Genomic DNA, 24,422 nt, shown 5'->3' with positions numbered 1-24,422 from the left:
CGGCAGTTCTTCTTCGGCCGTCTCGCGATTAATCTACGGCTGCAATTTAAGCGCGCCGGCTCAAGACCGCTCAGGCTGCAAACATAGCGCAAACAACTGGCGCTGGCTGAAAATCCCCAACCGCGCGTAAGCACGCTTCTGATACGTAATCACGCTGGTGGCCTTGACGCCCATTTGCTCGGCGATCTCGGCCGCGCTTGCGCCTTCGAGCGTGCCGCGCAGCACGTCGATCTCGCGCGGCGTCAGCGCCGGGCAGGCACGTCTCACGCGTGCCAGCATCGCGGCTGCCGCGCCTTGCTGATGCTGCCCATTGAGCGCGTAATGGCTCTTTGCAGCGTGCGCGAACAGATGCGCCAAGCTTTCCACATGTTCCAGTTCGCCTGGCTGAAACATGCCGTACGCGCTGTCACGATACAGATTGATCGACAGCCAGACACTTTCCATGGGTTGCAAAAGCAGCGACAAGCGGTCGGACACGTTGGGCTGCGCGTAGCAGGCCACGCGGTAGGCTTCGTTTTCGATTTCTTCGCTTTGCTGCTGATGCAGCACTAACGCCTCGCGCGCCTGGTTCGCTTGCGAGCCGCCGACGATGGCGCGGTTTCCGTCGAGCGCATAGAAGTGCGTGGCGTAGCGATCGGCGACATCGCGCAGGAACCGGCCGCCGCGATGGTCGGCGGCGGAGACGGTGCGCGGTCTCGCGTCGAATTCGTAGGCGAAGATGGTGCACTGCGAAACGGGAAGCGCGTCGCCAACCGTTTTCAGAATGCTTGCAGCAAGCGCGTCCGGGTCGTCATGTGAGATCGACATGACGAGGTCGGTAACACGCGAGGTGTTGATGTGCCCGCTGCGGGCCGGTGTGGATATGCGCCAGGAACGCATGATGATGGCAAGGTCACGCTACGTGGAGTTTGGTCTGGCAAGCGTAGCACAATGAAGCATTGCATCTGATGCTGCGCTGCCTTCACGGCGAAATCCGCTCACGCCGCCGAGTCCTCCCAAACCCTTCGGCCGGCGATAAAACTACAACGCTCCCAACTTGACAGCAAGGAAATCGACCTTGCCTGCCTCGACCCATTCCCGAATCTGCCAGAGGGCCACGATCCTGCGTGCGGCAGTTCGCGCGGGTCAGGAAGTCTCAGGAGCGAGTCCGGTTATTCAGCACGCAAAAAAACTGGCCGGTTCGCCCCGGCCAGTTCTGCTTGATCAATCCGATTGCTTGACCCTTGCCCCTTGCTGCGGCTACGCCGGCACCGTCTCCGCCTGTGCGGCACGCGACCACACGCGATGCTGTTCGGCCACCTTGATGAAGGTCTTCAGCACCTCGGCAGCCTGCTTGTCGTCGCCGGTTGCCACACCATCGGCATTGGCTGGCAAGTGAGCTGCAGTCAACACGTCGCGCCCCGCGCCGATGGCCGCAATCGCCTTCAGGTGCTTGAACGCTTCGAGCACGAAATGCCGTGCGTCGCCCGATTGCGCCAGCTTCTTCGCGCCCGCCTCACCACCCACCACGATCACCGCATCGAACATGATCGACGGCAAGCCGGCAATCGTTGCGTCCGGCGCCATACCGTCGATGGCAGCAAGGGTCGGTGCGATCAACATCGGCGCTGCACCCTCGGCCTGCAGCACCTGTTGCAGCTTTTTGATCGCGGCACCATCGGAACCCGGCGCAGCCAGCAAAGCAATCTTGCAGGTCTTGATCCCGGGCTTCACGCGATTGAGCAGACTCAGAGCGGGCGACACTTTAGTCCCCTTGAGCTTCGCCGTGCCCTTCTTCGGCGCCGGCAAACCGAGACCTTCGGCCACCTTCGCGGCAAGCCCCGCATCGAAATTAGCCAGGATCTCATTGACCACGCGCGCGCGAATCTCCGGCTTGGTGACCTTGCCGAGTTCGAACTGGTAAGCCGCGGCGATATGGTCTTTCTCAGGCGCAGACATGCTGTTGTAGAACATCGCGGCCTGCGAGAAATGATCGGCGAACGACTCGCTACGCACACGAATCTTGTTGCCTTCCACGCGCTCCGGATAGCTTTCGAAGCCACCATCCGCCGGCGCCGGATCGGTTTCCTTCGGCCAACCGCCACTCACCGAATTCGGCTCGTACGAGGCCTGCCCGACGTTGATCGTCTGGCGGTGCATCGCATCGCGCTGATTATTATGGAACGGACATACCGGCCGGTTAATCGGAATCTCGTGGAAATTCGGCCCGCCGAGGCGGCTGATCTGCGTGTCGGTGTACGAGAACAAACGACCTTGCAACAGCGGATCGTTCGAGAAGTCGAGACCCGGCACGATGTGGCCCGGATGAAACGCAACCTGCTCGGTTTCGGCGAAGAAATTGTCCGGATTGCGATTGAGCGTCATCTTGCCGATGATCTTCACCGGCACCAGTTCTTCCGGAATCAGCTTGGTCGGATCGAGCAGGTCAAAGTCGAACTTGTGCTCATCCTTTTCCTCGACGATCTGCACGCCGAGCTCGAACTCGGGGAAGTCGCCTCGTTCAATCGATTCCCACAAGTCGCGCCTGTGGAAATCCGGATCCTTGCCGGCGAGCTTCTGCGCTTCGTCCCACAGCAGCGAATACGAGCCCAGCACCGGGCGCCAGTGGAATTTGACGAAACGCCCCTTGCCTTGCGCATTCACGAAGCGGAACGTGTGAATGCCGAAGCCTTCCATGGTGCGAAGGCTGCGCGGAATCGCGCGGTCCGACATGGTCCACAGCACCATATGCGCGGATTCAGGCACGAGCGATACGAAGTCCCAGAACGTATCGTGCGCGGAGCCGCCGGTCGGCATTTCATTCGGCGCTTCAGGTTTTACCGCATGCACGAAGTCCGGAAACTTGATGGCGTCCTGAATGAAGAAGACCGGCATGTTGTTGCCGACCAGATCGTAATTACCTTCCTGTGTGTAGAACTTCACCGCGAAGCCGCGCACGTCGCGCACGGTATCGGCCGAACCGCGCGGGCCCTGCACCGTCGAGAAACGGACATAGACCGGCGTCTGCTCGTTCGGGTTCTGCAGGAATGCAGCTTTGGTGTACTCGCTCATCGACTCGTACACCCGGAACACACCATGGGCTGCCGAGCCTCGCGCATGAACGATGCGCTCGGGGATACGTTCGTGGTCGAAGTGCGTGATCTTCTCACGCATGATGAAATCTTCAAGCAGCGAGGGGCCGCGCGGACCGGCGCGCAAGGTGTTCTGATTGTCGGCGATCTTCACGCCCTGATTGGTTCGCAGCGCCTCACCTTCGGGACTGACTCGAAACGGTTCGAGATCCTTCGACTTCGGATCGTTGGCGTGTCCGGGTTTCGCTGCGGGCTTCCGTGTATTCGTTTTTCCTGCCATGAGATCTGCTCCTTGCGTTCGGGCGCGCCGGGGAATGTCCGGTTTAACGCACCCGAAGAAGGCAGCAAGCGATGTACCCGCGAGCGCTCGATTGCGGACTGGATTTGCTGCGAATCAGGCTGATGACTGATGGACTAAAAAAAGCGGCGCGCCTGAATCGCGCGCCGGCGTCCGTTCTGTCAAATGGAGAACCGCTGCATCAGAAGCGATAGTTGATGGAAATGTCGGCCACGCCCGTGGCCCTGGTGTGTGTAATCGGACTATTGCCCGCACTGCCGACCAGTTGTTCGAATGCGCCGTCGGCAGTGGCGAACCAGTGCTTGTCGAACAGCCACACCACGCTAATGCCGAAACCCACCGATTTGAAACCGGCACTCGCGTGATACTGCGAGTATTGCGAGTGCGCCGCCTGGTTCTGATTCACACCGTACCAACTGTTCATGTAGGTGGAGTCCGCGAGCGTCACGTTCGGCCCGGCGAACCAGAAGAATTTTTTGGTGCTGCCCGGCATCGGCATATAGGCGCCCAGATCGCCGATCCAGCCGTTCGAGCCGCCGAAATAGCGTCGCACGTCGGCGCGCAGCACGAGCGGGAAATCTTTCGACACGACGTATTCGCCGGAGAGTTTGACGCCCGGCGCCGGATTGATGTTGCCGAGGCCGTTCAACTCCTGCGGATCGTCGTGCGCACGACGTCCGAGATCGTAGACGGCCGCGAGACTCGCGCGCCAGTTTTGCCCCTGCGCGAAGTTAACCCCGAGGCCTTCGCCGCTCGAAAAGAAGAACAGATCCTTGTAGCGCACGTCGATGCTCGGACCGGCCATCACGTGATACCGGTCAGAGCCCTCGTAACGCGGCTGGAACGATGTCGCCGCGCCGACGCGTAGCTGCCAGTCCGGAATGTCGGGCTGCCACATCTTCTGCAGCGGAATGCCCACGGAGTACTGCCATTCGCCCAATGGCGAGGGGGTTTGGGCGAAGGCCGAACCCGGCAGAATGCCAATACCGCCGAGGGTCACGGCGACCAGCGATGTTGCCGCGATGCTTGTTTGTTTGTTGCGGATCTTGCCGATCCGCTTTCTACGGCTGATCAACACCAGAAGCCTCCGTTTCTCGCGTATCGCGAAGAGGTTTATGTTCTCGCCCGAAGTCCACAACGGATTGGACACCATCCGGGCAACCGCCGCATTGCTACGCACGGCATGTAATTTTTTCAGCAAACGACACACATTGCCCAACAAAACGCACCATTCGGTCCTGATACCGCCCCGTCAATGGGGCAATTGTATGAACAGATGCGTGCGAAAGATTTGCCGACGCACGCTGCTGTGCAAAATGCGGGCCTGGTCGCTGGGGAGCCAACTCTGATCGGAGAAACGGAAGGACAGACCGACGGACGCTGGCAAGCATGCCGTGGCGATGATGACAGGCAGAATACAACCACAAAAAAAGGGTGGCCGGCGCCGCGCGATGCGGCGCCGGCAAGTTCAGCGAGGGAAGATAGCCGCCGGCGTGGCGCTCGCCCTGTTACTGCGCCGCTTCGACCAGCACCGCCTTGTCGCGATAGAGATTCGGAAACAGACGCTTCAGGTTGGCGACCTTCGGCATGTCGTTGATAGCGATATACGCCGAGTTTGGATGCAAGGTCAGGTAGTTCTGATGGTAGGACTCAGCCGGATAGAAGCCTTTGAACGGTTCCGTTTTCGTGACGATCGGCGCCGGAAAGGCATGCGCCTTCTCGAGTTGCGCGATATAGCTTTGCGCGACGTGCCGCTGCGTGTCATTCAATGGGAACACGGCCGAGCGGTATTGCGTGCCGCTGTCCGGCCCCTGGCGATTCAACTCGGTCGGGTCCTGAATCACCGAGAAGTAGACCTGCAGTAACTGCCCGTAGGTGACCTTGGTGGGGTCGAACGTGACCTGCACGGATTCCGCGTGGCCGGTTTCGCCGCCACTGACGGTCTCGTACTGTGCGGTATCGCGCTGACCGCCCGAATAGCCCGATACCGCCTTTGTGACGCCTCGCACGTGCTGGAACACGCCCTGCACGCCCCAGAAACAGCCGCCCGCGAACACGGCGGTCTCTTCGTGTGCGGTCGTGGCGGAGATTGGTTCGTCGACCGCGGGCGGCGCAATGACAACCCCGGCTTCCGACGAGAATGCCATGCGCTGCGCCAGCAGCAGCGCAAGCGCGCCAAGTCCGACCGAAAGCGCTATAGCCGCCCCGCGCGAGCGGGCCGGTTTGTCGGTGATGCGTTTTTCGATGTTCATGATGTCCGTCCTGATTCGATCAACTCGTGCCGTGCGCGGCAGGCGTAAAAGTCAACGCGAGGCCGTTCATGCAATAGCGCAGGCCGGTTGGTTTGGGGCCGTCGTCGAATACGTGACCCAGATGACCGCCGCAGCGCCGACACAGTACTTCGTCGCGCGTCATGCCGAACGATTTGTCGGTATGCGTGATGACCGCGTGATCCATCGGCTGCCAGAAACTCGGCCAGCCGGTGCCGCTATCGAACTTTGTTTTCGACGAAAATAGCGGCAGCGCGCAACCGGCGCACGCGAATGTGCCGACGCGGTGCTCGTCGTTCAGCGGGCTGCTGAATGGGCGCTCCGTGCCCGCTTCGCGCAACACGCGGAATTGCGCGTCCGTGAGCAGCTTGTGCCATTCGGCGTCGCTGTGCGCAACCTCGTAGGCCGACGCTGTGCCCAAGTCCGCCGCGCCTGCCGTGCGCCATGCCGCGGTGCCGCCGGCGAGCGACGCCGCGCCGATTAACCTGAAGAATGTCCGTCTGTTGCAAGCCATGATGATCGCCCCGGAAAGTCCGTACCGCCCACCCGCTCAGGCGCTAAGCGCGCCGCCCGCGAGTGGTCCCGACACTTAGTCGTCCAGCAAGGGGATTTATGACAGCATGCGCGTCTTTTAACTTGGCGGCAGCGACTACAGCGGAAATTTGGTGGTCGACAGGATTTCCTTGAGTACCATAAACGAGCGGATTTGCCGGACGCCCGGCAAATAGAGCAACTGTTCCGCGTGCAGACGGTTGAAGCTGTCGCTATCGCGCGTACGGATCGTCATGAAATAGTCGAACTCGCCGGTCACGACATGGCATTCCATGCACCCGGCCACCTTCTGCGCTGCTTTTTCGAATTCGGCAAACGACTCCGGCGTAGACCGATCCAGCACCACGCCGATGATGACCAGCATGCCCGCCCCGGCCGCCTTCGGGTCAATCAGCGCAACGACGCCGCGAATCAGCCCCGACTCCTTCAGCCGCTCGACGCGCCGCAGACACGCGGGCGCGCTGAGTTTGACCTTGGCCGCGAGCGCGACGTTCGAGATCGACGCATCGGTTTGCAGTTGACGCAGGATCGCCCGGTCGATGCGATCGAGCGCGTGAAGCGGATCGGCTTCCGCAGATGAGGCGGCGGCAGCTGCGGCTGCAGTCATAGGTGCCCTGCGAACTTTTGTTGCGTTCATTGATTCCTGTCCGGCTGTTTATTAGGTCATTTTTGAACGGATGGTTTTAAAAGTATGCGGAACAGAATTTATTTGCAAGCTCATTTCTAGCGCTTTTCCCTACCATTTGTTGTAACGCGACTGCTTGCTGCTCGCGTCAAACCTACAAATTCGGAGCTGCCATGAACCTGCAACGTTTCCCTCGCTACCCGCTGACTTTCGGGCCCACGCCGATCCAACCGCTGAAGCGTTTGAGCGACCACCTGGGCGGCAAGGTGCACCTCTATGCGAAGCGCGAGGACTGCAACAGCGGCTTTGCCTTCGGCGGCAACAAGACACGCAAGCTGGAGTATCTGATTCCCGAGGCGTTGGCGCAGGGTTGCGACACGCTGGTGTCGATTGGCGGCATCCAGTCGAACCAAACCCGCCAGGTGGCGGCGGTTGCGGCGCATCTGGGAATGAAGTGCGTGCTGGTACAGGAGAACTGGGTCAACTATTCGGACGCCGTATACGACCGGGTCGGCAACATCCAGATGTCGCGCATTCTGGGCGCGGACGTCCGCCTGGTTGCAGACGGCTTCGACATTGGCTTTCGCAAGAGCTGGGAAGATGCACTGGAGAGCGTGCGCGCCGCCGGCGGCAAGCCCTACCCGATCCCGGCCGGTTGTTCCGACCATCCGCTGGGCGGCCTCGGCTTCGTCGGCTTTGCCGAAGAAGTCCGTCAACAGGAAGCCGAACTGGGCTTCAAATTCGACTACATCGTGGTGTGCTCCGTGACCGGCAGCACCCAGGCCGGCATGGTAGTGGGCTTCGCCGCCGACGGCCGCGCGGACCGAGTGATCGGCATCGACGCATCCGCAAAACCGGCGCAAACGCGTGAGCAGATCACCCGAATCGCCAGGCAGACCGCCGAAAAAGTCGGCCTGGAGCGCGACATCACGAGCAAGGACGTGGTTCTGGACGAACGCTACGCCGGCCCCGAATACGGCTTGCCGAACGAAGGCACGCTGGAAGCAATTCGCTTATGCGCGCGCCTCGAGGGCGTGCTGACTGACCCCGTGTACGAGGGCAAATCGATGCACGGCATGATCGACATGGTCCGAAACGGCGAATTCCCGGAAGGCTCACGCGTGCTGTACGCGCACTTGGGCGGCGTGCCGGCACTGAACGGCTACAGCTTCATTTTCCGGAACGGCTAGGCGGCGGTAGGCTTGGGAGTGGCGGGCGGTGATTAGTCTGCCGTGACAAGGTCCGCCGCTGCTCCGCGAAGTGTCGCTGATCAGCGGCGAAGCCGGGGACTGAAACGCAGCGATCGGTTTCACGAACGGCTCTTCGGCGCGCGCAGCGCCGCCGGAAGTATGACGCCCTTGTCACAAGCTTATGCAGGGGCACGAACCCAGATTCCAGATGCACCACTACCCTGAGCAAGCTGCGGGACCCGCTTAGCAGGGGCTTCTAGCCGCTTTCTTTGCTTATCTTTCTTTGCGGCGGCAAAGAAAGTAAGTGCCGCCCCGCACAGGGGCAACGCTAATAGACCACTAACAAAACAAGGAAAGGCACGAAAGCCAGAACAAGGAAAGGCCAAAGCCCCAGGCACACAGACAAACAAGCGCCGCGCCGGCAAAAAACATCAACCCATCAACCTCTTCCTCAAACTCTCCCGCAAAAACTCAACAAAAACCCGAATACTGACAGAGCTCTGCCGATGCTGCGGATAGACAGCATAAACAGTAGTCGCCGAAGGCAAGAACTCCTCGAGAACAGTCACAAGCAACCCACTCCCCACCGCCTCAGCAACAATAAAATCAGGAAGCCGAACAATCCCCAACCCAGCCACAGCCGCATCGCGAACCAACTCCCCATTATTAGCCCGAAGCGGCCCACTAACCTCGACTCCCTTAGAAACCCCATCAACAACAAAATCCCAACTCACAACCCCACCATGCCCATACAACAGACATGAGTGCCGCGCAAGATCAGCAGGCACAACCGGCGCCCCCCGCCTCCGCACATACCCAGGACTACAACACACCACCATCCTGACATCCACAAGCTTCTGCGCAATCAGAGTGGAATCCGGCAACGCGCCAATCCGAATCGCCATATCGAACCCCTCGCCGACCACATCGACAGTACGATCGCTCAACTCCATATCGAAGCGCACATCTGCATGCTCGCGCAGAAAGCTCGCCACCAATGGCGACAGATGCATCATCCCAAACGACATCGGCGCACTAACCCGCAAGAGCCCGCGCGGCCCGGCGCGCCGCAACGACATCGCCTGCTCGGCGTCTTCCACCTCACCCAGAATGCGCCGCGCACGCTCATAAAACTCTTGCCCGAGTTCGGTCACAGCCAACTTGCGCGTATTGCGGATCAGCAGTTGCACGCCGAGCGCCTCTTCCAGCGCCATAACGCGCCGGCTGACGAACTGCTTCGACAGCGCCAGCCGTTTTGCTGCGGCGGTGAAGTTATGGGCGTCGACCGTGGCGACAAAGATCCGCATATCATCGAGTTGCATCGTATTGTCTACCTTACGGAGACAGTGTTTCCTATATGCATCCGATTATAACCATCCTGATTGACCTACACTGTCATTCATGGATCGCGGCCAAACATCCGGCCGGATCGCACAACCGGAAACAAGGAGAAATACGATGCTCGAAATCAGACACGCCAATCAACGCGGCCGCGCGGAGCACGGCTGGCTTAGCTCGCGTCATACGTTTTCCTTCGCGAACTATCACGATCCGAAGCAGAACGGCTTTTCCGACCTGCTCGTGATCAACGACGACCGTGTCGCGCCAGCGCAAGGATTCGGCAAGCATCCGCACCGTGACATGGAAATTTTCTCGTACGTGCTGGAAGGTGCGCTGGAACATAAGGACACGATGGGCACCGGCTCGGTGATCGTGCCTGGCGACATCCAGTTGATGAGCGCGGGAACCGGCGTCGCGCATAGCGAATACAACCATTCGAAGACCGACCCGGTGCACTTCATGCAGATCTGGATTGCGCCGGCGCAGAAAGGCACCACGCCGCGCTATCAGCAACGGCGCTTTGGCGCAGACGAGAAGCGCGGTGCGCTGCGCCTCGTGATGTCACCGGACGGTGCGAACGACTCGCTGGTGCTGCAACAGGACGCGCGGGTCTATGCCGGTCTTTTCGACGGTGACGAAACTGCGCGCCTCGAACTGGCCAGTAATCGCTATGCTTATATTCACGTGGCGCGCGGCAGTGTCACGGTAAACGGCGTCGAGCTTGGCGAAGGCGACGGCGCGCGGGTCCGCGGCGAAGAAGCCCTGACCTTCACGCAAGGTCACGACGCGGAGGTGTTGGTGTTCGATCTGCGTAATATTGAAGTATCGGAGTTGTGGGCTTAAGCGGCTCAATCCTGTCGTTAGATCTGGCCGGCTCAAGCGTGGCTCGCCGCGAAGTTTGCGGCGAACCGCACCGTCCCTTACCTACAGAGAAAAATCATGCGCTATACGCTATTTGAAAACCAGAAAGACACGGTCCTTCTCGTCGCCCGCATCCTGTTGATGGTGCTGTTCGTGATGTTCGGCTGGTCGAAGCTGACCGGTTTTTCCGGCACCGTCGCTTATATGACGTCGACCGGCGCGCCTGCGCCTGAGTTGTCGGCGGCCATCGCCGTCGTGATGGAACTAGTGGTGGGCATCGCGCTGCTGGTGGGCTTCTATACGCGGCCGCTTGCGCTGCTGTTGGCGCTCTATACGCTCGGCACCGCGATCATCGGCCACCACTACTGGAACATGACGGGCGCGGTGCAATACGACAACATGATCCACTTCTACAAGAACATCAGCATCATGGGTGGACTGCTGTTGTTGTGTGTGACCGGCGCCGGCAAGTACTCGATCGACCGGCGTTAAAGCCACGCTGCCGCAGTTCGATAAACTCGATAAAAAAAGCCGCCCGACACTGCCCGGGCGGCTTTTTCTTTGCATGAAGCAATCCACGTTAACCGGCAAACTGCGCCAGCACGCGCTCACGAATGGCCGGCCGGATATTCGACTGCGCCATGTTGCCTTGATAATGCGCGACCACACGCGGGTTCATCACGCGGAACCACAGTGGCGGCACGTACGCGAGCATGATCATCGTCGCGTAACCGGAAGGCAATTGCGGTGCGCCATCGAAATGACGCAGCGCCTGGTACGAGCGCGTCGGATTCGCATGATGATCGGCATGACGCTGCAGCTGATAGAGAAACAGATTCGTCACGATGCGATTACTGTTCCATGAGTGCTGCGGCTGGCAGCGCTCGTAACGGCCGCTCGCGAGTTGCTTGCGGCCGAGCCCGTAGTGCTCCAGATAGTTGACGACTTCGAGCAGCGAAGCCCCGTACGCTGCCTGAATCAGCAGAAACGGAATCACCGTTTTGCCGAACAGCGCGATCATCGCACCCCATAGCACTACCGTCATGGCCCACGAGTGCAGGACTTCATTGCGCCATGTCCAGGGCGATTTGCCGAGGCGTTCGAGCCGATGCTTCTCGAGACGCCACGCCGACGCGATGCTGCCGAATACCGTGCGCGGCAGAAACCGCCAGAATGATTCGCCATAGCGCGCGCTCGCCGGATCGGGCGGCGTAGCGACGCGCACGTGGTGTCCACGATTATGTTCAACGAAGAAATGGCCATAGGCGACCGGCGCCAGCGTGATCTTGGCGAGCCATCGTTCGAAACCATCCGTCTTGTGACCGAGCTCGTGCGCGGTATTGATCGATACGCCAGTCGCCGCGCCCAGTGAGAGCGCAAAGCCCAGATAGTCGTACCACGTCAGAGCGTGCGTGCCGACGATCCACAGCGCGCCGAAGAACGACACGTATTCGATGAAGGTGGCCAGATAGACCACGCGACGGTAATAGCGCTCCCGTTCGAGCGTGGAAACGACTTCCTCGGGCGGATTGCTCGGATCGTCACCGATCAGATAGTCGAGCACCGGGATTATGCCGAACACGAAAATCGGCCCGAACCACCAGAAAATATGCCAGCCAGTCTGCAACGCCAGATTGGCCGCATGCAGCGGCAAGGTGATGGTGAGTGCGCCCAGCAGCCACAGATAGCGCTTGCTGTCGACCCACCGAGCGGGGGCCGCCTGCGATGTTGCCATTGTCTCCCTCCTTGTTTTATGTCGCCTGGCATCGGCAAGCTGCGCGCTTGCGAGCCAGTACGCATGTCGGCGGGACCGTGCCCGACTCCCAGATTTATATGGCCTGACGGGTGGGATAGCCAAGGAATTAGCCTAGGTGGGAGGCTCCAAACGAAGGGGCTGTTGATGGGGCGTTCGGGGTGGGCGTTGAGCGGGTGAATGAAACGGGTGTTTCGGTGCGGCAAACGCTGCCTGCGAGTTGCAGCCCAGCGTGGGCCTCCACCTGCTGCAGTGCGTCGCGCCCTCGGCCGCTTGACCGCGGCTGGTCAAATTCATATAATCAAACCTCAAAACTACGTACGAGCGGGTGTGAAAAACGTAGCGCCGCCCGGGTCACCGGGTTCCACCTGGAGTGGAAATTTCACCGCAAGGTGAATAGAGAGTCCCGCATGCGACGGCTGCCGAAAGGCAGCCGCTGGTTTTTGTGGCTTGCCATCGCGGCTAGGGGCGTATCTTGCGCCCCTCATACGTTGCCCGCAGCAGGGTTCTGAACGCAACCTTTTTCGCTTGCCGCTGACGCTTCGTCAGTTCTTTCTCAAGAAGATAGGCAGACTGAACTCGTAGAATCAGACGCTGCTTTCTTGCCCTATCCTTCTCCACTTCAAAGAACACGGCGTATAGCGACGATGTGCCATCGGCATTCGTTTGCTGCAGCGTCATGAAGTTCGGCTGCTTTTCGTCGGCGACGACAATTGGGCGCTCACCCATCGTCACAACCAAATCCCGCAGCAGGTTCTTCGACAACTCATAGCGGACCGGATCAAGAACTCGCTGCTCACGACCGTCTTTATAGATCTCGACGCTCGGAATTTCAGCGCGCACTCGTCCATCCCGAGCAAAGCTGCGGGAAAAGCAATGACACGAGAACATCACGAGCACGGTTATCGCGCAACCCAGACCAAGGTCGCATTTAAAGGCAAAAGAATCGAGGTGACTCAGGTCCCACGTCGTCCCAAGGTGAACAACGGGTTGAAAGCAGTGAGTGGCATATTCGGGCGATTCAAACACTTGTACTTCAAACTTCGGCATAGATAATCGACGGCTTTGGATCGGTCAATATTCTACGTCTGTCGAAGTCGTTCGTTTTCCGAAATAACACTGTCAAATGGCATAGGAATCTGAGCTTTTTTCAAAGCACACTCAAGAGCTCTGAGAAAAGCGATTCCTCAGCAGGGCGGTGGTCAGATTGTCCTGACAGACTGCCGTCCCATCCTTCGCTCAGCCAAAAACAAATCCCGCTCAAAAGCGGTCCTGATCTCACCGCAAACAAAAACGGCGGCCCGCAGGCCGCCGTCCATTACTCAAACAACACCATCAAGCTGTCGCTTCAGTTTCCACTTCGCTCACCACTTCGTCCACATCGCTGCTGCGGATCAGGTGATCGAACGCGGAGAGCGATGCCTTCGCACCCTCGCCCACAGCAATCACGATCTGCTTGAACGGAACGGTGGTTACGTCGCCGGCGGCGAACACGCCCGGCACCGAAGTCGCGCCACGTGCATCGACGACGATCTCGCCGTGCTTCGACAATTCGACCGTGCCCTTCAGCCATTCGGTATTCGGCACGAGACCGATCTGCACGAAGACGCCTTCGAGTTCGATGCTCTTCGTTTCGCCCGAACGCAGGTCCTTGTAGACCAGACCGTTGACCTTCTTGCCGTCGCCGGTGATTTCCGTGGTCTGTGCCTGCGTGACGATCGTCACGTTGGCGAGGCTGCGCAGCTTGCGTTGCAGCACTTCGTCGGCACGCAATTGCGCGCCAAACTCGAACAACGTTACTTCACGCACGATACCCGCGAGATCGATCGCCGCTTCGACGCCCGAATTACCACCGCCGATCACCGCAACGCGCTTGCCCTTGAACAGCGGACCATCGCAGTGCGGGCAGTAAGCCACGCCATGGTTACGGTACTCGCGCTCGCCTGGCACGTTGATTTCGCGCCAACGGGCACCTGTTGCCAGAATGATCGTCTTCGCCTTCAACACCGCGCCGTTCGCCAGACGCACCTCGTTGATGCGGCCCGGGATCAGCGCTTCAGCGCGCTGCACGTCCATGATGTCGACTTCGTAGCTCTTCACGTGCTGTTCGAGCGCCGTAGCGAACTTCGGTCCTTCGGTTTCCGTTACGGAGACGAAGTTCTCGATCGCCAGCGTATCGAGCACCTGACCGCCGAAGCGTTCCGCCACGACACCCGTCGCAATACCCTTGCGCGCCGAGTAAATCGCCGCAGCCGCACCCGCCGGGCCACCGCCGACGATCAGCGTATCGAACACTGGCTTCTTTTCCAGTTCCTTCGCCGCACGCGCACCGGCATTGGTGTCGAGCTTCGCGAGGATTTCCTTCACACCGCTGCGGCCCTGGCCGAACACTTCGCCGTTCATGAACATGGTCGGTACCGCCATGATCTGGCGCGCTTCGACTTCGTTCTGGAACAATGCGCCGTCGATCGCCACGTGGCGGATGCGCGGGTTGATCAGCGCCATCACGTTCAGTGCCTGGACGACTTCCGGGCAGTTCTGGCATGACAGCGAAAAATACGTTTCGAATTGATAGTCGCCGTCGAGACTGCGGATCTGTTCGATCACCGCGTCTTCGAGTTTGACCGGATGGCCGCCGACCTGCAAAAGTGCGAGGACGAGCGACGTGAATTCATGCCCCATCGGAATGCCAGCGAAACGGATACCGGTTTCCTTGCCCGGCTCGCCGATCGAAAACGACGGCTTGCGTTCGCTGTCGCCGCGACGTTCGACCACGGTGACGCGCTCCGACAACGTCGCGATATCGCTCAGCAATGCCAGCAGCTCTTGCGATTTCGCGCTGTCGTCGAGCGAGGCGACGATCTCGATAGGCCTGCTAACCTTTTCGAGGTAGGATTTCAACTGAGTCTTGAGATTGGCGTCCAGCATGGCTATTCGATTCCGTGACGAGGGGTGTTGGATCCCGGGCGCGGCACGCATCCGGGTAGGAGGCGTGCAGTCCGGGGACGTGCGAACCGCTGTATCAAGCGGTCCGCACGGCGATGCGCCGTGAAGCGCGTACTGCGAAAGGCTTTTAAACCTTAGATCTTGCCGATCAGGTCGAGCGACGGCGTCAGCGTTTCTGCGCCCGGCGTCCACTTGGCGGGGCAAACTTCACCCGGGTGAGCCGCGATGTATTGCGCAGCTTGCACCTTGCGCAGCAGTTCGCCAGCGTCACGGCCAATGCCGTTGTCGTGAATTTCGGCCAGCTTGATTTCGCCTTCCGGGTTGATCACGAACGTGCCACGCAGTGCCAGGCCTTCTTCTTCGATCAGCACGTCGAAGTTGCGCGAGATTGCCAGGGTCGGGTCAGCGATCATCGGGTACTTGATCTTCTGGATCGTGTCCGACGTGTCGTGCCATGCCTTGTGCGTGAAGTGCGTATCGGTCGAAACGCTGTAGATTTCGACGCCGAGCTTTTGGAATTCGGCGTAACGATCTGCCAGGTCGCCCAGTTCGGTCGGGCAAACAAACGTGAAGTCAGCCGGGTAGAAAACGAAAACCGACCACTTGCCCTTCAGGCTCTCTTCAGTGACGGTCTGGAAGTCGCCATTGTGATAAGCCTGTGCCTTGAACGGTTTGACTTGACTGTTGATGATCGGCATTTACTGAGTCCTCTTTCGGAGTGGTTGGAAAGTGGAGTCAGTATGTCAGACGTCGCTTAATAGGTAAAGCGGTGTGTTTAAATTATTTCAATAGTTTATTACTATTTGACTGGCTACCGGTGACTATTGCGTTGCACCAATCCTGGGATCAGTCTCTCATGAGCCGCCAGAGGGTCGTGCGGCCGATTCCCAGCGCCCGGCTTGCTGCAGCGCGATTGCCGCCAGCCTGTTCGAGGGCCCGAACGACATCCTCGCGGGTGGGTGAGCGACGGGCCGAGAGGTCGCCGGCGGCGTGGGCAGGAGCCACGGCTCCAAGCACGTCCGCGGCTGTCTGCCGCATGCGCCCAAATTCCGGAAACACGGCCTGCAGATCCTGCCACTCCTCGCCGGCCGAATCGCTCAGATAAATCGCGGCGCGGGCCAGCAGATTTTCCAGTTCCCGTACATTGCCGGGCCACGCATAGTGCTCGAACAAGGGCGTGAGGAACGCCAGCACCCGCTCGAGCGCGGCACCCGACAGCCCATATTGGAGCGCGCTGCGGTTCAACAGATGCCGCGCCAGTTGCGCGACATCGCCGCGTCTTGCGCGCAGCGGCGGCAATTCTATCTGAAGCAGATTCAGCCGAAAATACAGGTCCGCGCGGAACGCACCCTGCTCGACCAGCTCGTGCAGATCGCGATGGGTGGCGGCAATCACCCGCACGTCGACGGGGGTCGCGCGCCCGGAGCCAAGCTTCATGACTTCGCGCTCCTGCAACACCCGCAGCAGCCGGCTTTGCAGCGCCGCCGGCATCTCGCCGATTTCGTCGAGGAAGATCGTCCCGGTGTGGGCGATTTCGAAAAGACCCGGCTTGCCGCCCCGGCGCGCGCCGGTGAACGCGCCTTCCTCGTGACCGAACAGTTCGCTCTCGATCAGCCCATCAGGAAGCGCCGCGCAATTGAAGGCGACAAATGGATTGCCGCGCCGCCGGCTGGCATTGTGGATGCCCTGCGCGACCAGCTCCTTGCCGGTGCCGCTTTCGCCGCTCAGCAGCACGGTGGCGTCGTGAGCCGCGCCTGCGCGGGCCAACCGCCGCACCCGCTCCAGCGCCACCGAACTGCCGATCAGATCGTCGAGATGGTGCCGCGCGACCAGATGTTTCGGCCGCTGGCTGGTACGCAACGAGCGGTCGATCCGTTGCGCGACCAGCGCGTCCTGCACCGTGACCACCGAGCCCGAACGCACGCCCTGCTCGAGGATCGGCACACAGTTGACGATCAACGCGCGGCCGCCGATCTGTTCGATACGCTCCTCGACCGGCATGTCATGCTCGAGCGTCTCGCGCAGTAACGGGCCGACAACGCGCGTCAATTGCGCCGGAACGTCCTGTTCGCGGTCGAGGCCGAGCAGATTGAGCATCGCCGGATTGACGGCTTCGAGTTGACCGGCGTCGTCGAAGGCGGCCACGCCGTCGCGCAGATGGGCGACGATCGTGTTCAGGCGTACCCGTTTCGATTCCTTCTGACGGCTCACGCGCGCCAGTTCGACCGAGCGCTCGAACGCTTCTTCGACTGCGCCCAGCGAGTACAGGAAGACGCTCTCCAAGCCGGCTTGCTGGGCAAAATCGCAGGCCATGCCGGGGCCGATGATGACGCTGCAGCCCTCTGCTGCGAGGCCCGCAACCGCGAGCCGCACTTCATCGATTGACCGGTAGGCGCGCTGTTTCAGGCCGACATTCAGCCACGCGCTCAGGTCCGCGAGTTCGTGCGAGATGGTTTCGTGCAGGACAAGGCCGATCTTTGCGCCGGGCCAGGTCGTCGTGGCGCGGGTGATCGCGCTCAGTACGTCGAAGCCGTTCACCTTGACCATCACCACCGGCACGCTCAGGTTGTCGCGCAGGTAGGCGCCGTTCGATCCTGCTGCCAGCACCACATCGACCGAACCCGCGTCCACATAGGCTTGCAGGGCCGTGACGGCGGCGCCATAACCTTCCCGGACCGAAAAAAATCTGGCCCGCCCGGTATAGCGCGGCGCGACCGTCTCGCAAAGCGATTGCAACCGGCTGATACTGACTAGGGCGACGCCTGGTCGGCCGGAATTGGAACTGGCAAGGGACGACGTGAACGTGGACACTGCAACACTCCGCTCGTAGCTGAAACGTTCCATGAAACGTTTCATGGAACATATTGGCTATTCTGCCACGAACAGCGGCACGGCCCCTTTCCGCCTAAGCTTTTGATTGTCCGGCACAAATCGTGAAACGCGGCAAATGGCATGCTTCCTGCAAATTGAGCTCAGCGTTCTATCACCCACTTCCCATCTGGAGAGACACCGTCATGAGCACTTCCGCTAATCGCCGCGCCGCGTTCCGCGCCAAAGTCAATCAACGCCAGGGCCTGCTCGTGCCGGGCGCCTTCAATGCGATGAGTGCGCGCGTGATTGAAGACGCCGGCTTTGAGGCGATCTACATCACGGGCGCGGGCGTCACGAATATGTCGCTCGGGCTGCCCGATCTTGGCTTCATCGGTCTCGCCGAAGTCGCCGAGCATTGCGCGCGGATTCGCGACGCGGTCGCGCTGCCGCTGATCGTCGACGCCGACACCGGCTTCGGCAACGCACTGAACGTGCGCCAGACCGTGCGCGTGCTCGAGCGCAGCGGCGCCGACGTGATCCAGTTTGAAGACCAGATCATGCCGAAGAAATGCGGCCACTTCTCCGGCAAGGAAGTCGTCAGCACGAGCGAGATGGTCGGCAAGATCCGCGCCGCCGTCGACGCCCGCGAAGACGGCAACCTGCAGATCATGGCGCGTACTGACGCGGCCGCCGTCCACGGCATCGAAGACGCGATCGAGCGCGGTCATCGTTTCATCGAGGCCGGCGCGGACATTCTGTTTATCGAAGCGACTGAATCGCTTGCCGACATCGAGCGTCTGCCGGCCCTGTTCGACAAGCCGCAATTGATCAACATCGTGATCGGCGGCAAGACGCCGGTGCAATCGCGAGAAGCGCTCGGCAAGCTCGGCTACGGCATCGTGCTGTATGCGAACGCGGCGCTGCAGGGCGCGGTGCTCGGCATGCAGCGCGCACTCGGCACGTTGAAAAGCAATGGCCGCCTCGATGAAGACGCGACGCTGGTCGCGCCGTTCAGCGAACGCCAGCGCCTTGTCAACAAGCCGCTGTACGACAAGCTCGATCGCGAATACGCAGCGAAGGACTGAGCTGCAAGAGACCCGCGTTTCCGGCGCGGCCCCGCCACGCTGGCGCGGCGCGCCGCTGTCTGCAGCGGCTTGTTGCGTTACGATGCAGAGCTGGCCGACGCCAGACAGGCCGCGACCTCGTTGGCCGTCCATCGAGGAATGCCGGGAACACGTTTTCAAAAGGTTGTCGCAAGAACATGAAGTCAACTCAATCGCGCGGGACACGCCGGCACGCTAAAGACGCCAAACGCGTCATCGAATCCACACGTAACGGCAAGGTGTCGAGGACGGCGCCATGACCGGCGACACACGTAATTCACACGTTGGCTGGCTGCCGTACATCGTCGCGGCCACCTTCTTCATGGAGTATCTCGACACCACGGTGATCGCCACTGCCTTGCCGCAGATGGCGCACTCGTTCGGTGTCGGGCCGAACAGCCTGAGCCTCGGCATGACGGCCTACATGCTGGCGCTGGCGATTTTCATTCCGGTAAGCGGTTGGGTTGCCGACCGCTGCGGCTCGCGCACGGTGTTCTTCAGCGCGATCGGCGTCTTCACGGTGGCTTCGGTATTGTGCGGCTTGTCGCAGAACGTGACCGAATTTACGGCCGCGCGGCTGCTGCAAGGCATGGGTGGCGCGATGATGGTGCCGGTGGGCCGTTTGATCGTGGTCCGCAGCACCGAAAAGAGCCGGATGATGCAAGCGATCTCGACCATCACCTGGCCGGCCATTGCAGCTCCCGTCGTCGGACCGCCGGTCGGCGGCTTCATAACCACCTATGCATCCTGGCGCTGGATCTTCCTGCTGAACGTGCCGTTCGGCCTGGCAGCGATGGCCGTTGCGCTCGCGCTGGTGCCGAACCTGCGTGGCACCGAACGCAAGCCGCTCGACGTCGTCGGCCTCCTGCTGAGCGCCACGACGCTGACGGCAATTCTGTATGGCGCTGAACTGGCGAGCCAGCCCGGCGAGAATCCCTGGGTGGCCGGCGCGTTTATCCTGGGCGGATTGCTGATGGGCGTGGTGGCGTTCCAGCATGCGAAGCGTCATCCGCATCCGCTGATCGACGTCTCCACGCTGAAAATCCCGACCTTCTCCGTGACGGTGGTAACCGGCTCGTTCACGCGGATCGGCATTGGCGCGGTGCCGTATCTGATGCCGCTGCTGTTCCAGGTCGGTTTCGGGTTGTCGGCGTTCAAGTCGGGCCTGTTGCTGCTCGCGAGCGCGCTCGGCAATCTCGGCATGAAGGCGCTGACCACGCGCATCCTGCAACGCTACGGTTTCCGCATGGTGTCAATTATCGACGTGGCGGTGGCCGGCGTTTTCATCATTGCGTGCGGGCTGTTAACCCCGAACGTCCCGCTCGCGCTGGTGCTGTTCGTCGTGTTCATCTACGGCGTAGCGCGCTCGATGCAATTCTCGACGCTTGCCACCCTCGCCTACGCCGACGTCGCACAGCCGCAGATGAGCGCGGCCAGCACGCTATGGAGCGCCGCCGCGCAGATGACGATCGGCTTGGGCATCGCCTTCGGCGCCGTCTCGCTGCGCGCGGCGGCGTTCTTCAACGGCGAGACGACCGGCCGTGTATTCACGCTGGACGATTTCCGTCTCTCGTTCCTGTTTGCTGGTGTGCTGACACTGGTGTCCGTGACTGGCTACCTGGGTCTCGCACGCGACGCCGGACAGAGCATTGGCGGCGGCTCGCGCAGCACTGAAGATCCGGCGAAGGGTTGAGCCCGCAGCGGGCTGGAAGGATGGAAAGGTTTGATGCGGAGTTGAGGCAGCGGCGCAGTGCCCGACCAGCGCCGCATCCTTTGATTGCTTGTCCAGAACAAGCGGAGACGCGCAGTGCGAGCAGATGACCTGACGATTTCGAGCAGCAAGGCCGACCTCGACATAGAGACGGTCTACGCGTTTCTGTCGCAGGAAACGGCGTGGGCGAAGGGCATGCCGCGCGAGACGTTCGACCGGGCGATAGCGGGGTCGCTATGTTTCGGCGCGTATATCGAAGGCAGGCAGATCGCGTTTGCCCGCCTGATCACGGACCAGGCGACATTCGCCTACCTGTGCGATGTATTCGTGCTGCCGGCGTACCGTGGCAAGGGATACGCGTCGGCGTTGATGAAGCATGTATTCGGCAGCCCGTCGCTGACCGGTTTGCGCAGAATTGTGCTGGTGACGACAGACGCTCATCACGTCTACGAACCGCACGGCTTTAAGGGATTGGCAACGCCGGAGCGTTATATGGAAGTGCACAACCCGGACGTTTACAAGACGGCTTAAGCGGAGCGCGGGCGGCTGCTGACGGGACCGCCTATTGACATAGCACGCGCGCAGGCCGGGCGCCCTGTTCGCCTACGTCCGGGCGGACGAACTGCTCCTGATCGCCGGCAGCCGTTGCGGCACTGTCATCTGCGCGCCACGTTCGACGGGTACTTTTCGGCGACAACATAACCCGTCCCGACCCGATGCCACAGCCTACCGTGCGCGACAGCCACAGCCGCACCACACAAGGCGGCCGCCTTGCTTAAAGCCGCCTCCACCAGTGCGCTGCTCAACGCCTTTCTCATGGCGCTGCAGATTGCCATCGGCCTGACTGCGCATTCGGACGGGCTGGTCGCGGACGGTGTCCACACCTTGAGCGACCTGGCCGCAGACGGCGTCGTGCTGATCGTGCTGTACCTCAGTTCGAAACACCTGAACGCAACGCCGCGTGAAGGGGACGGCAGCACCACTCAAGCCTTGGCATCCCTCTTCATCGCCGTCCTGCTGATTGTTACGGCAGCCCAAATGCTCTGGCACAGCATCGGCCAAACCGCCACGTTGAACGGCAACACGACGATGCAAGTCGGCGCGCTCGCCGTCAGCGGCTTCGTCACGATCGCCAAGGAAATGCTGTTCCGCTACCTGCGCGCCGAAGGCCAACGCACGGGCTCGGCAATTCTGCTGGCAAGTGCATGGCACGCGCGAATGGATGCGGTGTCGGCGCTGGTTGCGACATTGGGAGTGGCCGGCAGCATCGCGGGCATGCCGATGCTCGACCACGTGGCAGGCGCGGCGATCGGCCTGATGATCATGCGCATGGGCTGCGTCGGCGCGCGCAGCGCATTGAAGCAACTGTCAGCCGGTGCTCCGGGAAAAACCGCCGCACCGCACGCCGCCGAATAGCGCGCGTCTCAGCCGTACGCGCGCTCGCGCATCCACTTCGTCATGATCCATTTGTCGCCGCCGAGCACCGGCGCGCCGCCGTGCAAGGTCAGGGGATCGAGTTGACGCTGGCCGTTCATATAGCGGAAATACACCGCCCCACCCTTGACCGCCGCGACTGACATGCCCGCTTCCGGGAAGATCGTTTCGCCACCGTCGGGCACGTCGTTCAAATAGATCACCAGAGTCGACACGCGCTGACCGCCCTGGGCGGTGTGCACCGCGCTGCCGGGCTGATCGGGCGGGAAATAATCGAAGTGCGGGCGATATTCGCCGGTCGTGCCGTAATGCAGAATCTGCAGCCCCTCGCCGTTTTCAACCGGCCAGTTCATCAGGCTCGAGATGCGGCGGTCCATCTTTTCGATGAATGCGTCTTCCCCGCGCTGATACCAGATGCCTTCGCTGGTGCGGTTGCGGATCACGTCTTCCTTGCCGGTGGCGGGATTGACCGTGGTCGAGCGTTTCAATCGATGGCGCGAACGCTCGATCATCTCGTCGCATTCGTCGGGCGAAAGCACATCCCCGAACACGATCACCTGGGGCCGCTCGCAGCGCATCAACACGCGGACGTCGCGATCGTGCGCACGGATCACATTGCCGCGTGCAACGGGCGACTCGTCGTATTGGTAGGTTTGCGGCGAGGTTTTGACGAGAGCAGCCTCGGTCGCTACGGCCGCCGGGGCGGCTCCTGCGTCGGCCGGGCTCATGCCGAACGCTTTGCGCACTTCCGCGCGCGCGGCTTCCGTGGCGAAGCCGGCTTGCACCATCGCGTCGATCATCGAGTCGATGCTGCAACCGCGCGCTACGTTGCTGCTCAGCCACGCTTCCCATGACGCATCCACTACCGGCATAGAACTCCCCGCTTGTCGATATCACGAAATACTGCATCAACTGGCCGGTTCATAGCAAGACTGGGGTATGCGCCGGGATGACCCCTGGTCGGCCCCGGGGCTCACCCGTTAAGCGCTGCGCTGCCGGCGTCGATAGAGGTCGAGGCCTTTTCTCGCCTGCGCCCTGATCGCGCCCTGTACGAACGGTGTCCAGCCGAGCAGCAGGCCCTTGAATCCTAAAGCCTGACGGGCCCAACGCCAAAGGTCGAAGGTATCGCGATGTTCGACGATGCGGCCGTCGCGGAACACGAAGCGGGCGTCGATGCTGTTCACCACCGTGCGGCCCGTCTGACTGAACGTGTAACGGGCCACCCAGTGGGCGCGGCCGTTGAGCTCGTCCGCTTCGACGCCGTCGAACGTCAGCGAGAAGTCCTGCGCGCGCGACACCAGCATGCGCCACATGTCGCGAGCCTCTTCGCCACGCAGCTCGCCAAAGGCCGGATCGCTGAAGACCACATCGTCGGCATAGCAGCCAGCCATCGTTTCCGCGTCGCGTTGCTGGAACGCGGTGTAAAACCGCTCGATCAGTTCGGTGTTGGGATGGCTCATTTTCTTGTGTTTATGCGTTACCCGGGCAGCCGGTCGTGGAAACGGCCCGGAAAGGAGCGCGCGCCTGAGCGCGCACGCTGCACACGATATCGGAAAATGGGGCCGCCGGGTCGGCGACGCCCACCCGGTAAAACCGCCGCGGCTACCCTCACGCCGCCTTTCGTTATATCCTGTCGAATATCACGGTATGCTTTTGTGCAGCGCAGCGACCCGCCCGCCAATCGCGTACGACCAAGCGAAACAAGCAAGCAGGAGCCAGCAGCAGTGCCTAGTCGATCCACATCGCGACCCACATTGCGATCCCCGTCGCCCGACCCGGCGGGACGCCGCCCGAAAGGACTTCCGTCGACCATCGTCGCGGTGAAATCGGCGTCCGAACGTGGCCGCGCCGAACTGATTCGGGATGTCGTCGATGCTTACCGGCGCCTTTACGGCAGCGTGCAGCGCTTCGTGCTGATGCTGACGGGCGACCAGTTGAACTTCGCGTCGGTGGGCACGTCGGGTTCGCACTCACTGAACCAGTTGCTGTCGATCCTGGGCGAACAGGCCAAGGCGACGGCTTTTGCCCGTCTGCGCGATCTGAAAGCATCGATCGAGGAAGCGCGCTCAGCCGAGCAACTTCGCGACGCGATCTTCTCGGATGCGTTCAGCAATGACCTGGCCGCGTTACGCAAGGTGGTGGCGGAACTCGAACGGCTCGATACCGCGTTTATCGGTCTGTGCGTTGGGCATGTTCTGGATCAGCATGCACGGGCAGCCGGCGGTACAACGCCGGCCGTCACCCGTCGCGCCGCTGGCCGCACCACCGCGGCAGTTCCCGCCGCCGGTGCCACCACTGCTTCTGTCACCGCTTCAGCCACGATCACGCAGCGCAAATCACGCGCAGAGCGGACGCTCGTCCACCCGAACGACTAATTCGTCATTGCCGCGTATGAACGTTTTCTTTCGCCGATCGCTATATCTTTTTGAATATATCGCCGATATCGCCAGCTGCGC

Annotated in this window: 22 protein-coding genes; 8 read left to right on the top strand and 14 right to left on the bottom strand. The window is 61.2% G+C overall.

The annotated features are described in order from the left end of the window. Positions 1-60 precede the first annotated feature (60 nt). From KHO30_RS10490 to KHO30_RS10465, 6 genes are all read right to left on the bottom strand, one after another. Positions 61-879, bottom strand: coding sequence for a helix-turn-helix transcriptional regulator (locus KHO30_RS10490; protein ID WP_211700814.1), 819 nt, complete (start codon positions 877-879; stop codon positions 61-63). Between the two features lie 360 nt (positions 880-1,239). Then, the gene (katE, locus tag KHO30_RS10485) at positions 1,240-3,351 is read right to left on the bottom strand and encodes a catalase HPII (RefSeq protein WP_211700812.1); all 2,112 of its coding nucleotides are present in this window, start codon (positions 3,349-3,351) and stop codon (positions 1,240-1,242) included. 199 nt (positions 3,352-3,550) lie between these two features. Next, positions 3,551-4,447, bottom strand: a complete 897-nt coding sequence (locus KHO30_RS10480; protein ID WP_093636139.1) for a MipA/OmpV family protein — start codon at positions 4,445-4,447, stop codon at positions 3,551-3,553. Between the two features lie 430 nt (positions 4,448-4,877). Continuing rightward, on the bottom strand, positions 4,878-5,621 hold the full coding sequence (gene msrA, locus KHO30_RS10475) for a peptide-methionine (S)-S-oxide reductase MsrA (RefSeq protein WP_211700810.1): 744 nt from the start codon (positions 5,619-5,621) through the stop codon (positions 4,878-4,880). 19 nt (positions 5,622-5,640) lie between these two features. Continuing rightward, positions 5,641-6,153: a peptide-methionine (R)-S-oxide reductase MsrB gene (msrB, locus tag KHO30_RS10470; RefSeq protein ID WP_211700808.1), complete on the bottom strand. Its 513-nt coding sequence runs from the start codon at positions 6,151-6,153 to the stop codon at positions 5,641-5,643. Positions 6,154-6,288: 135 nt separating this feature from the next. Then, positions 6,289-6,828: an Lrp/AsnC family transcriptional regulator gene (locus tag KHO30_RS10465; protein ID WP_211700806.1), complete on the bottom strand. Its 540-nt coding sequence runs from the start codon at positions 6,826-6,828 to the stop codon at positions 6,289-6,291. A 161-nt stretch (positions 6,829-6,989) separates the two neighbouring features. On the opposite strand from KHO30_RS10465, the gene KHO30_RS10460 reads away from it, so the two are divergent. Further along, the gene (locus tag KHO30_RS10460; RefSeq protein WP_200618820.1) at positions 6,990-8,006 is read left to right on the top strand and encodes a 1-aminocyclopropane-1-carboxylate deaminase; all 1,017 of its coding nucleotides are present in this window, start codon (positions 6,990-6,992) and stop codon (positions 8,004-8,006) included. A 431-nt stretch (positions 8,007-8,437) separates the two neighbouring features. Here KHO30_RS10460 and KHO30_RS10455 read toward each other — a convergent pair whose 3' ends face one another. Beyond that, complete coding sequence (locus tag KHO30_RS10455; RefSeq protein WP_093635776.1) at positions 8,438-9,328, bottom strand: LysR family transcriptional regulator; 891 nt, start codon at positions 9,326-9,328, stop codon at positions 8,438-8,440. A gap of 136 nt (positions 9,329-9,464) precedes the next feature. Here KHO30_RS10455 and KHO30_RS10450 point away from each other — a divergent pair, with 136 nt between their 5' ends. Both KHO30_RS10450 and KHO30_RS10445 read left to right on the top strand, forming a co-directional pair. Further along, a complete protein-coding gene (locus KHO30_RS10450) occupies positions 9,465-10,190 on the top strand; it encodes a pirin family protein (protein ID WP_200651869.1) in 726 nt (241 codons plus the stop codon). A gap of 96 nt (positions 10,191-10,286) precedes the next feature. Further along, entirely contained in the window at positions 10,287-10,700 is a 414-nt protein-coding gene (locus KHO30_RS10445) for a DoxX family protein (RefSeq protein WP_200573122.1), read from the top strand. 88 nt (positions 10,701-10,788) lie between these two features. On the opposite strand, the gene KHO30_RS10440 is transcribed toward KHO30_RS10445, so the two are convergent. The 5 genes from KHO30_RS10440 to prpR form a co-directional block, all read right to left on the bottom strand. Continuing rightward, positions 10,789-11,943, bottom strand: a complete 1,155-nt coding sequence (locus KHO30_RS10440) for an alkane 1-monooxygenase (protein ID WP_211700804.1) — start codon at positions 11,941-11,943, stop codon at positions 10,789-10,791. Positions 11,944-12,423: 480 nt separating this feature from the next. Further along, complete coding sequence (locus KHO30_RS10435) at positions 12,424-13,011, bottom strand: hypothetical protein (protein WP_211700802.1); 588 nt, start codon at positions 13,009-13,011, stop codon at positions 12,424-12,426. A 285-nt stretch (positions 13,012-13,296) separates the two neighbouring features. Further along, positions 13,297-14,889, bottom strand: coding sequence for an alkyl hydroperoxide reductase subunit F (gene ahpF / locus KHO30_RS10430; RefSeq protein ID WP_211700800.1), 1,593 nt, complete (start codon positions 14,887-14,889; stop codon positions 13,297-13,299). 152 nt (positions 14,890-15,041) lie between these two features. After that, a complete protein-coding gene (ahpC, locus tag KHO30_RS10425; protein ID WP_093635787.1) occupies positions 15,042-15,605 on the bottom strand; it encodes an alkyl hydroperoxide reductase subunit C in 564 nt (187 codons plus the stop codon). A gap of 148 nt (positions 15,606-15,753) precedes the next feature. Next, positions 15,754-17,751, bottom strand: a complete 1,998-nt coding sequence (prpR, locus tag KHO30_RS10420) for a propionate catabolism operon regulatory protein PrpR (protein ID WP_211700797.1) — start codon at positions 17,749-17,751, stop codon at positions 15,754-15,756. A 170-nt stretch (positions 17,752-17,921) separates the two neighbouring features. Between prpR and KHO30_RS10415 the strand changes: the two genes are divergently transcribed. From KHO30_RS10415 to KHO30_RS10400, 4 genes are all read left to right on the top strand, one after another. After that, a complete protein-coding gene (locus KHO30_RS10415) occupies positions 17,922-18,803 on the top strand; it encodes an isocitrate lyase/PEP mutase family protein (RefSeq protein WP_211700795.1) in 882 nt (293 codons plus the stop codon). A gap of 274 nt (positions 18,804-19,077) precedes the next feature. Next, positions 19,078-20,514: an MFS transporter gene (locus tag KHO30_RS10410; RefSeq protein WP_211700793.1), complete on the top strand. Its 1,437-nt coding sequence runs from the start codon at positions 19,078-19,080 to the stop codon at positions 20,512-20,514. A gap of 114 nt (positions 20,515-20,628) precedes the next feature. Next, positions 20,629-21,063 carry a GNAT family N-acetyltransferase gene (locus tag KHO30_RS10405; protein ID WP_211700791.1) on the top strand — a complete coding sequence of 145 codons (435 nt, stop codon included), beginning with the start codon at positions 20,629-20,631 and terminating at the stop codon, positions 21,061-21,063. Positions 21,064-21,303: 240 nt separating this feature from the next. Then, entirely contained in the window at positions 21,304-21,948 is a 645-nt protein-coding gene (locus KHO30_RS10400) for a cation diffusion facilitator family transporter (RefSeq protein ID WP_211700789.1), read from the top strand. 8 nt (positions 21,949-21,956) lie between these two features. On the opposite strand, the gene KHO30_RS10395 is transcribed toward KHO30_RS10400, so the two are convergent. Together KHO30_RS10395 and KHO30_RS10390 are read right to left on the bottom strand one after the other, a co-directional pair. Then, the gene (locus tag KHO30_RS10395) at positions 21,957-22,838 is read right to left on the bottom strand and encodes a 2OG-Fe(II) oxygenase (protein WP_093635799.1); all 882 of its coding nucleotides are present in this window, start codon (positions 22,836-22,838) and stop codon (positions 21,957-21,959) included. A 108-nt stretch (positions 22,839-22,946) separates the two neighbouring features. Next, a complete protein-coding gene (locus tag KHO30_RS10390) occupies positions 22,947-23,426 on the bottom strand; it encodes a nuclear transport factor 2 family protein (protein WP_200618810.1) in 480 nt (159 codons plus the stop codon). Between the two features lie 294 nt (positions 23,427-23,720). On the opposite strand from KHO30_RS10390, the gene KHO30_RS10385 reads away from it, so the two are divergent. Then, the gene (locus tag KHO30_RS10385; protein WP_244863977.1) at positions 23,721-24,341 is read left to right on the top strand and encodes a hypothetical protein; all 621 of its coding nucleotides are present in this window, start codon (positions 23,721-23,723) and stop codon (positions 24,339-24,341) included. The last annotated feature ends 81 nt before the right edge of the window (positions 24,342-24,422 follow it).

It is taken from the genome of Paraburkholderia aspalathi (assembly GCF_905220735.1).
Lineage (GTDB): Bacteria > Pseudomonadota > Gammaproteobacteria > Burkholderiales > Burkholderiaceae > Paraburkholderia > Paraburkholderia aspalathi.
The sequence above is the reverse complement of the archived record's forward strand: the minus strand, read 5'-3'. Positions and strand labels throughout refer to the sequence as shown.

Excerpts from the sequence above, each read along its gene's own strand:
- KHO30_RS10490 (WP_211700814.1), bottom strand. The coding sequence starts at position 879 with ATGCGTTCCTGGCGCATATCCACACCGGCCCGCAGCGGGCACATCAAC.
- katE (WP_211700812.1), bottom strand. The coding sequence starts at position 3,351 with ATGGCAGGAAAAACGAATACACGGAAGCCCGCAGCGAAACCCGGACAC.
- msrA (WP_211700810.1), bottom strand. The coding sequence starts at position 5,621 with ATGAACATCGAAAAACGCATCACCGACAAACCGGCCCGCTCGCGCGGG.
- msrB (WP_211700808.1), bottom strand. The coding sequence starts at position 6,153 with ATGGCTTGCAACAGACGGACATTCTTCAGGTTAATCGGCGCGGCGTCG.
- KHO30_RS10465 (WP_211700806.1), bottom strand. The coding sequence starts at position 6,828 with ATGAACGCAACAAAAGTTCGCAGGGCACCTATGACTGCAGCCGCAGCT.
- KHO30_RS10460 (WP_200618820.1), top strand. The coding sequence starts at position 6,990 with ATGAACCTGCAACGTTTCCCTCGCTACCCGCTGACTTTCGGGCCCACG.
- KHO30_RS10455 (WP_093635776.1), bottom strand. The coding sequence starts at position 9,328 with ATGCAACTCGATGATATGCGGATCTTTGTCGCCACGGTCGACGCCCAT.
- KHO30_RS10450 (WP_200651869.1), top strand. The coding sequence starts at position 9,465 with ATGCTCGAAATCAGACACGCCAATCAACGCGGCCGCGCGGAGCACGGC.
- KHO30_RS10445 (WP_200573122.1), top strand. The coding sequence starts at position 10,287 with ATGCGCTATACGCTATTTGAAAACCAGAAAGACACGGTCCTTCTCGTC.
- KHO30_RS10440 (WP_211700804.1), bottom strand. The coding sequence starts at position 11,943 with ATGGCAACATCGCAGGCGGCCCCCGCTCGGTGGGTCGACAGCAAGCGC.
- KHO30_RS10435 (WP_211700802.1), bottom strand. The coding sequence starts at position 13,011 with ATGCCGAAGTTTGAAGTACAAGTGTTTGAATCGCCCGAATATGCCACT.
- ahpF (WP_211700800.1), bottom strand. The coding sequence starts at position 14,889 with ATGCTGGACGCCAATCTCAAGACTCAGTTGAAATCCTACCTCGAAAAG.
- ahpC (WP_093635787.1), bottom strand. The coding sequence starts at position 15,605 with ATGCCGATCATCAACAGTCAAGTCAAACCGTTCAAGGCACAGGCTTAT.
- prpR (WP_211700797.1), bottom strand. The coding sequence starts at position 17,751 with ATGGAACGTTTCAGCTACGAGCGGAGTGTTGCAGTGTCCACGTTCACG.
- KHO30_RS10415 (WP_211700795.1), top strand. The coding sequence starts at position 17,922 with ATGAGCACTTCCGCTAATCGCCGCGCCGCGTTCCGCGCCAAAGTCAAT.
- KHO30_RS10410 (WP_211700793.1), top strand. The coding sequence starts at position 19,078 with ATGACCGGCGACACACGTAATTCACACGTTGGCTGGCTGCCGTACATC.
- KHO30_RS10395 (WP_093635799.1), bottom strand. The coding sequence starts at position 22,838 with ATGCCGGTAGTGGATGCGTCATGGGAAGCGTGGCTGAGCAGCAACGTA.
- KHO30_RS10390 (WP_200618810.1), bottom strand. The coding sequence starts at position 23,426 with ATGAGCCATCCCAACACCGAACTGATCGAGCGGTTTTACACCGCGTTC.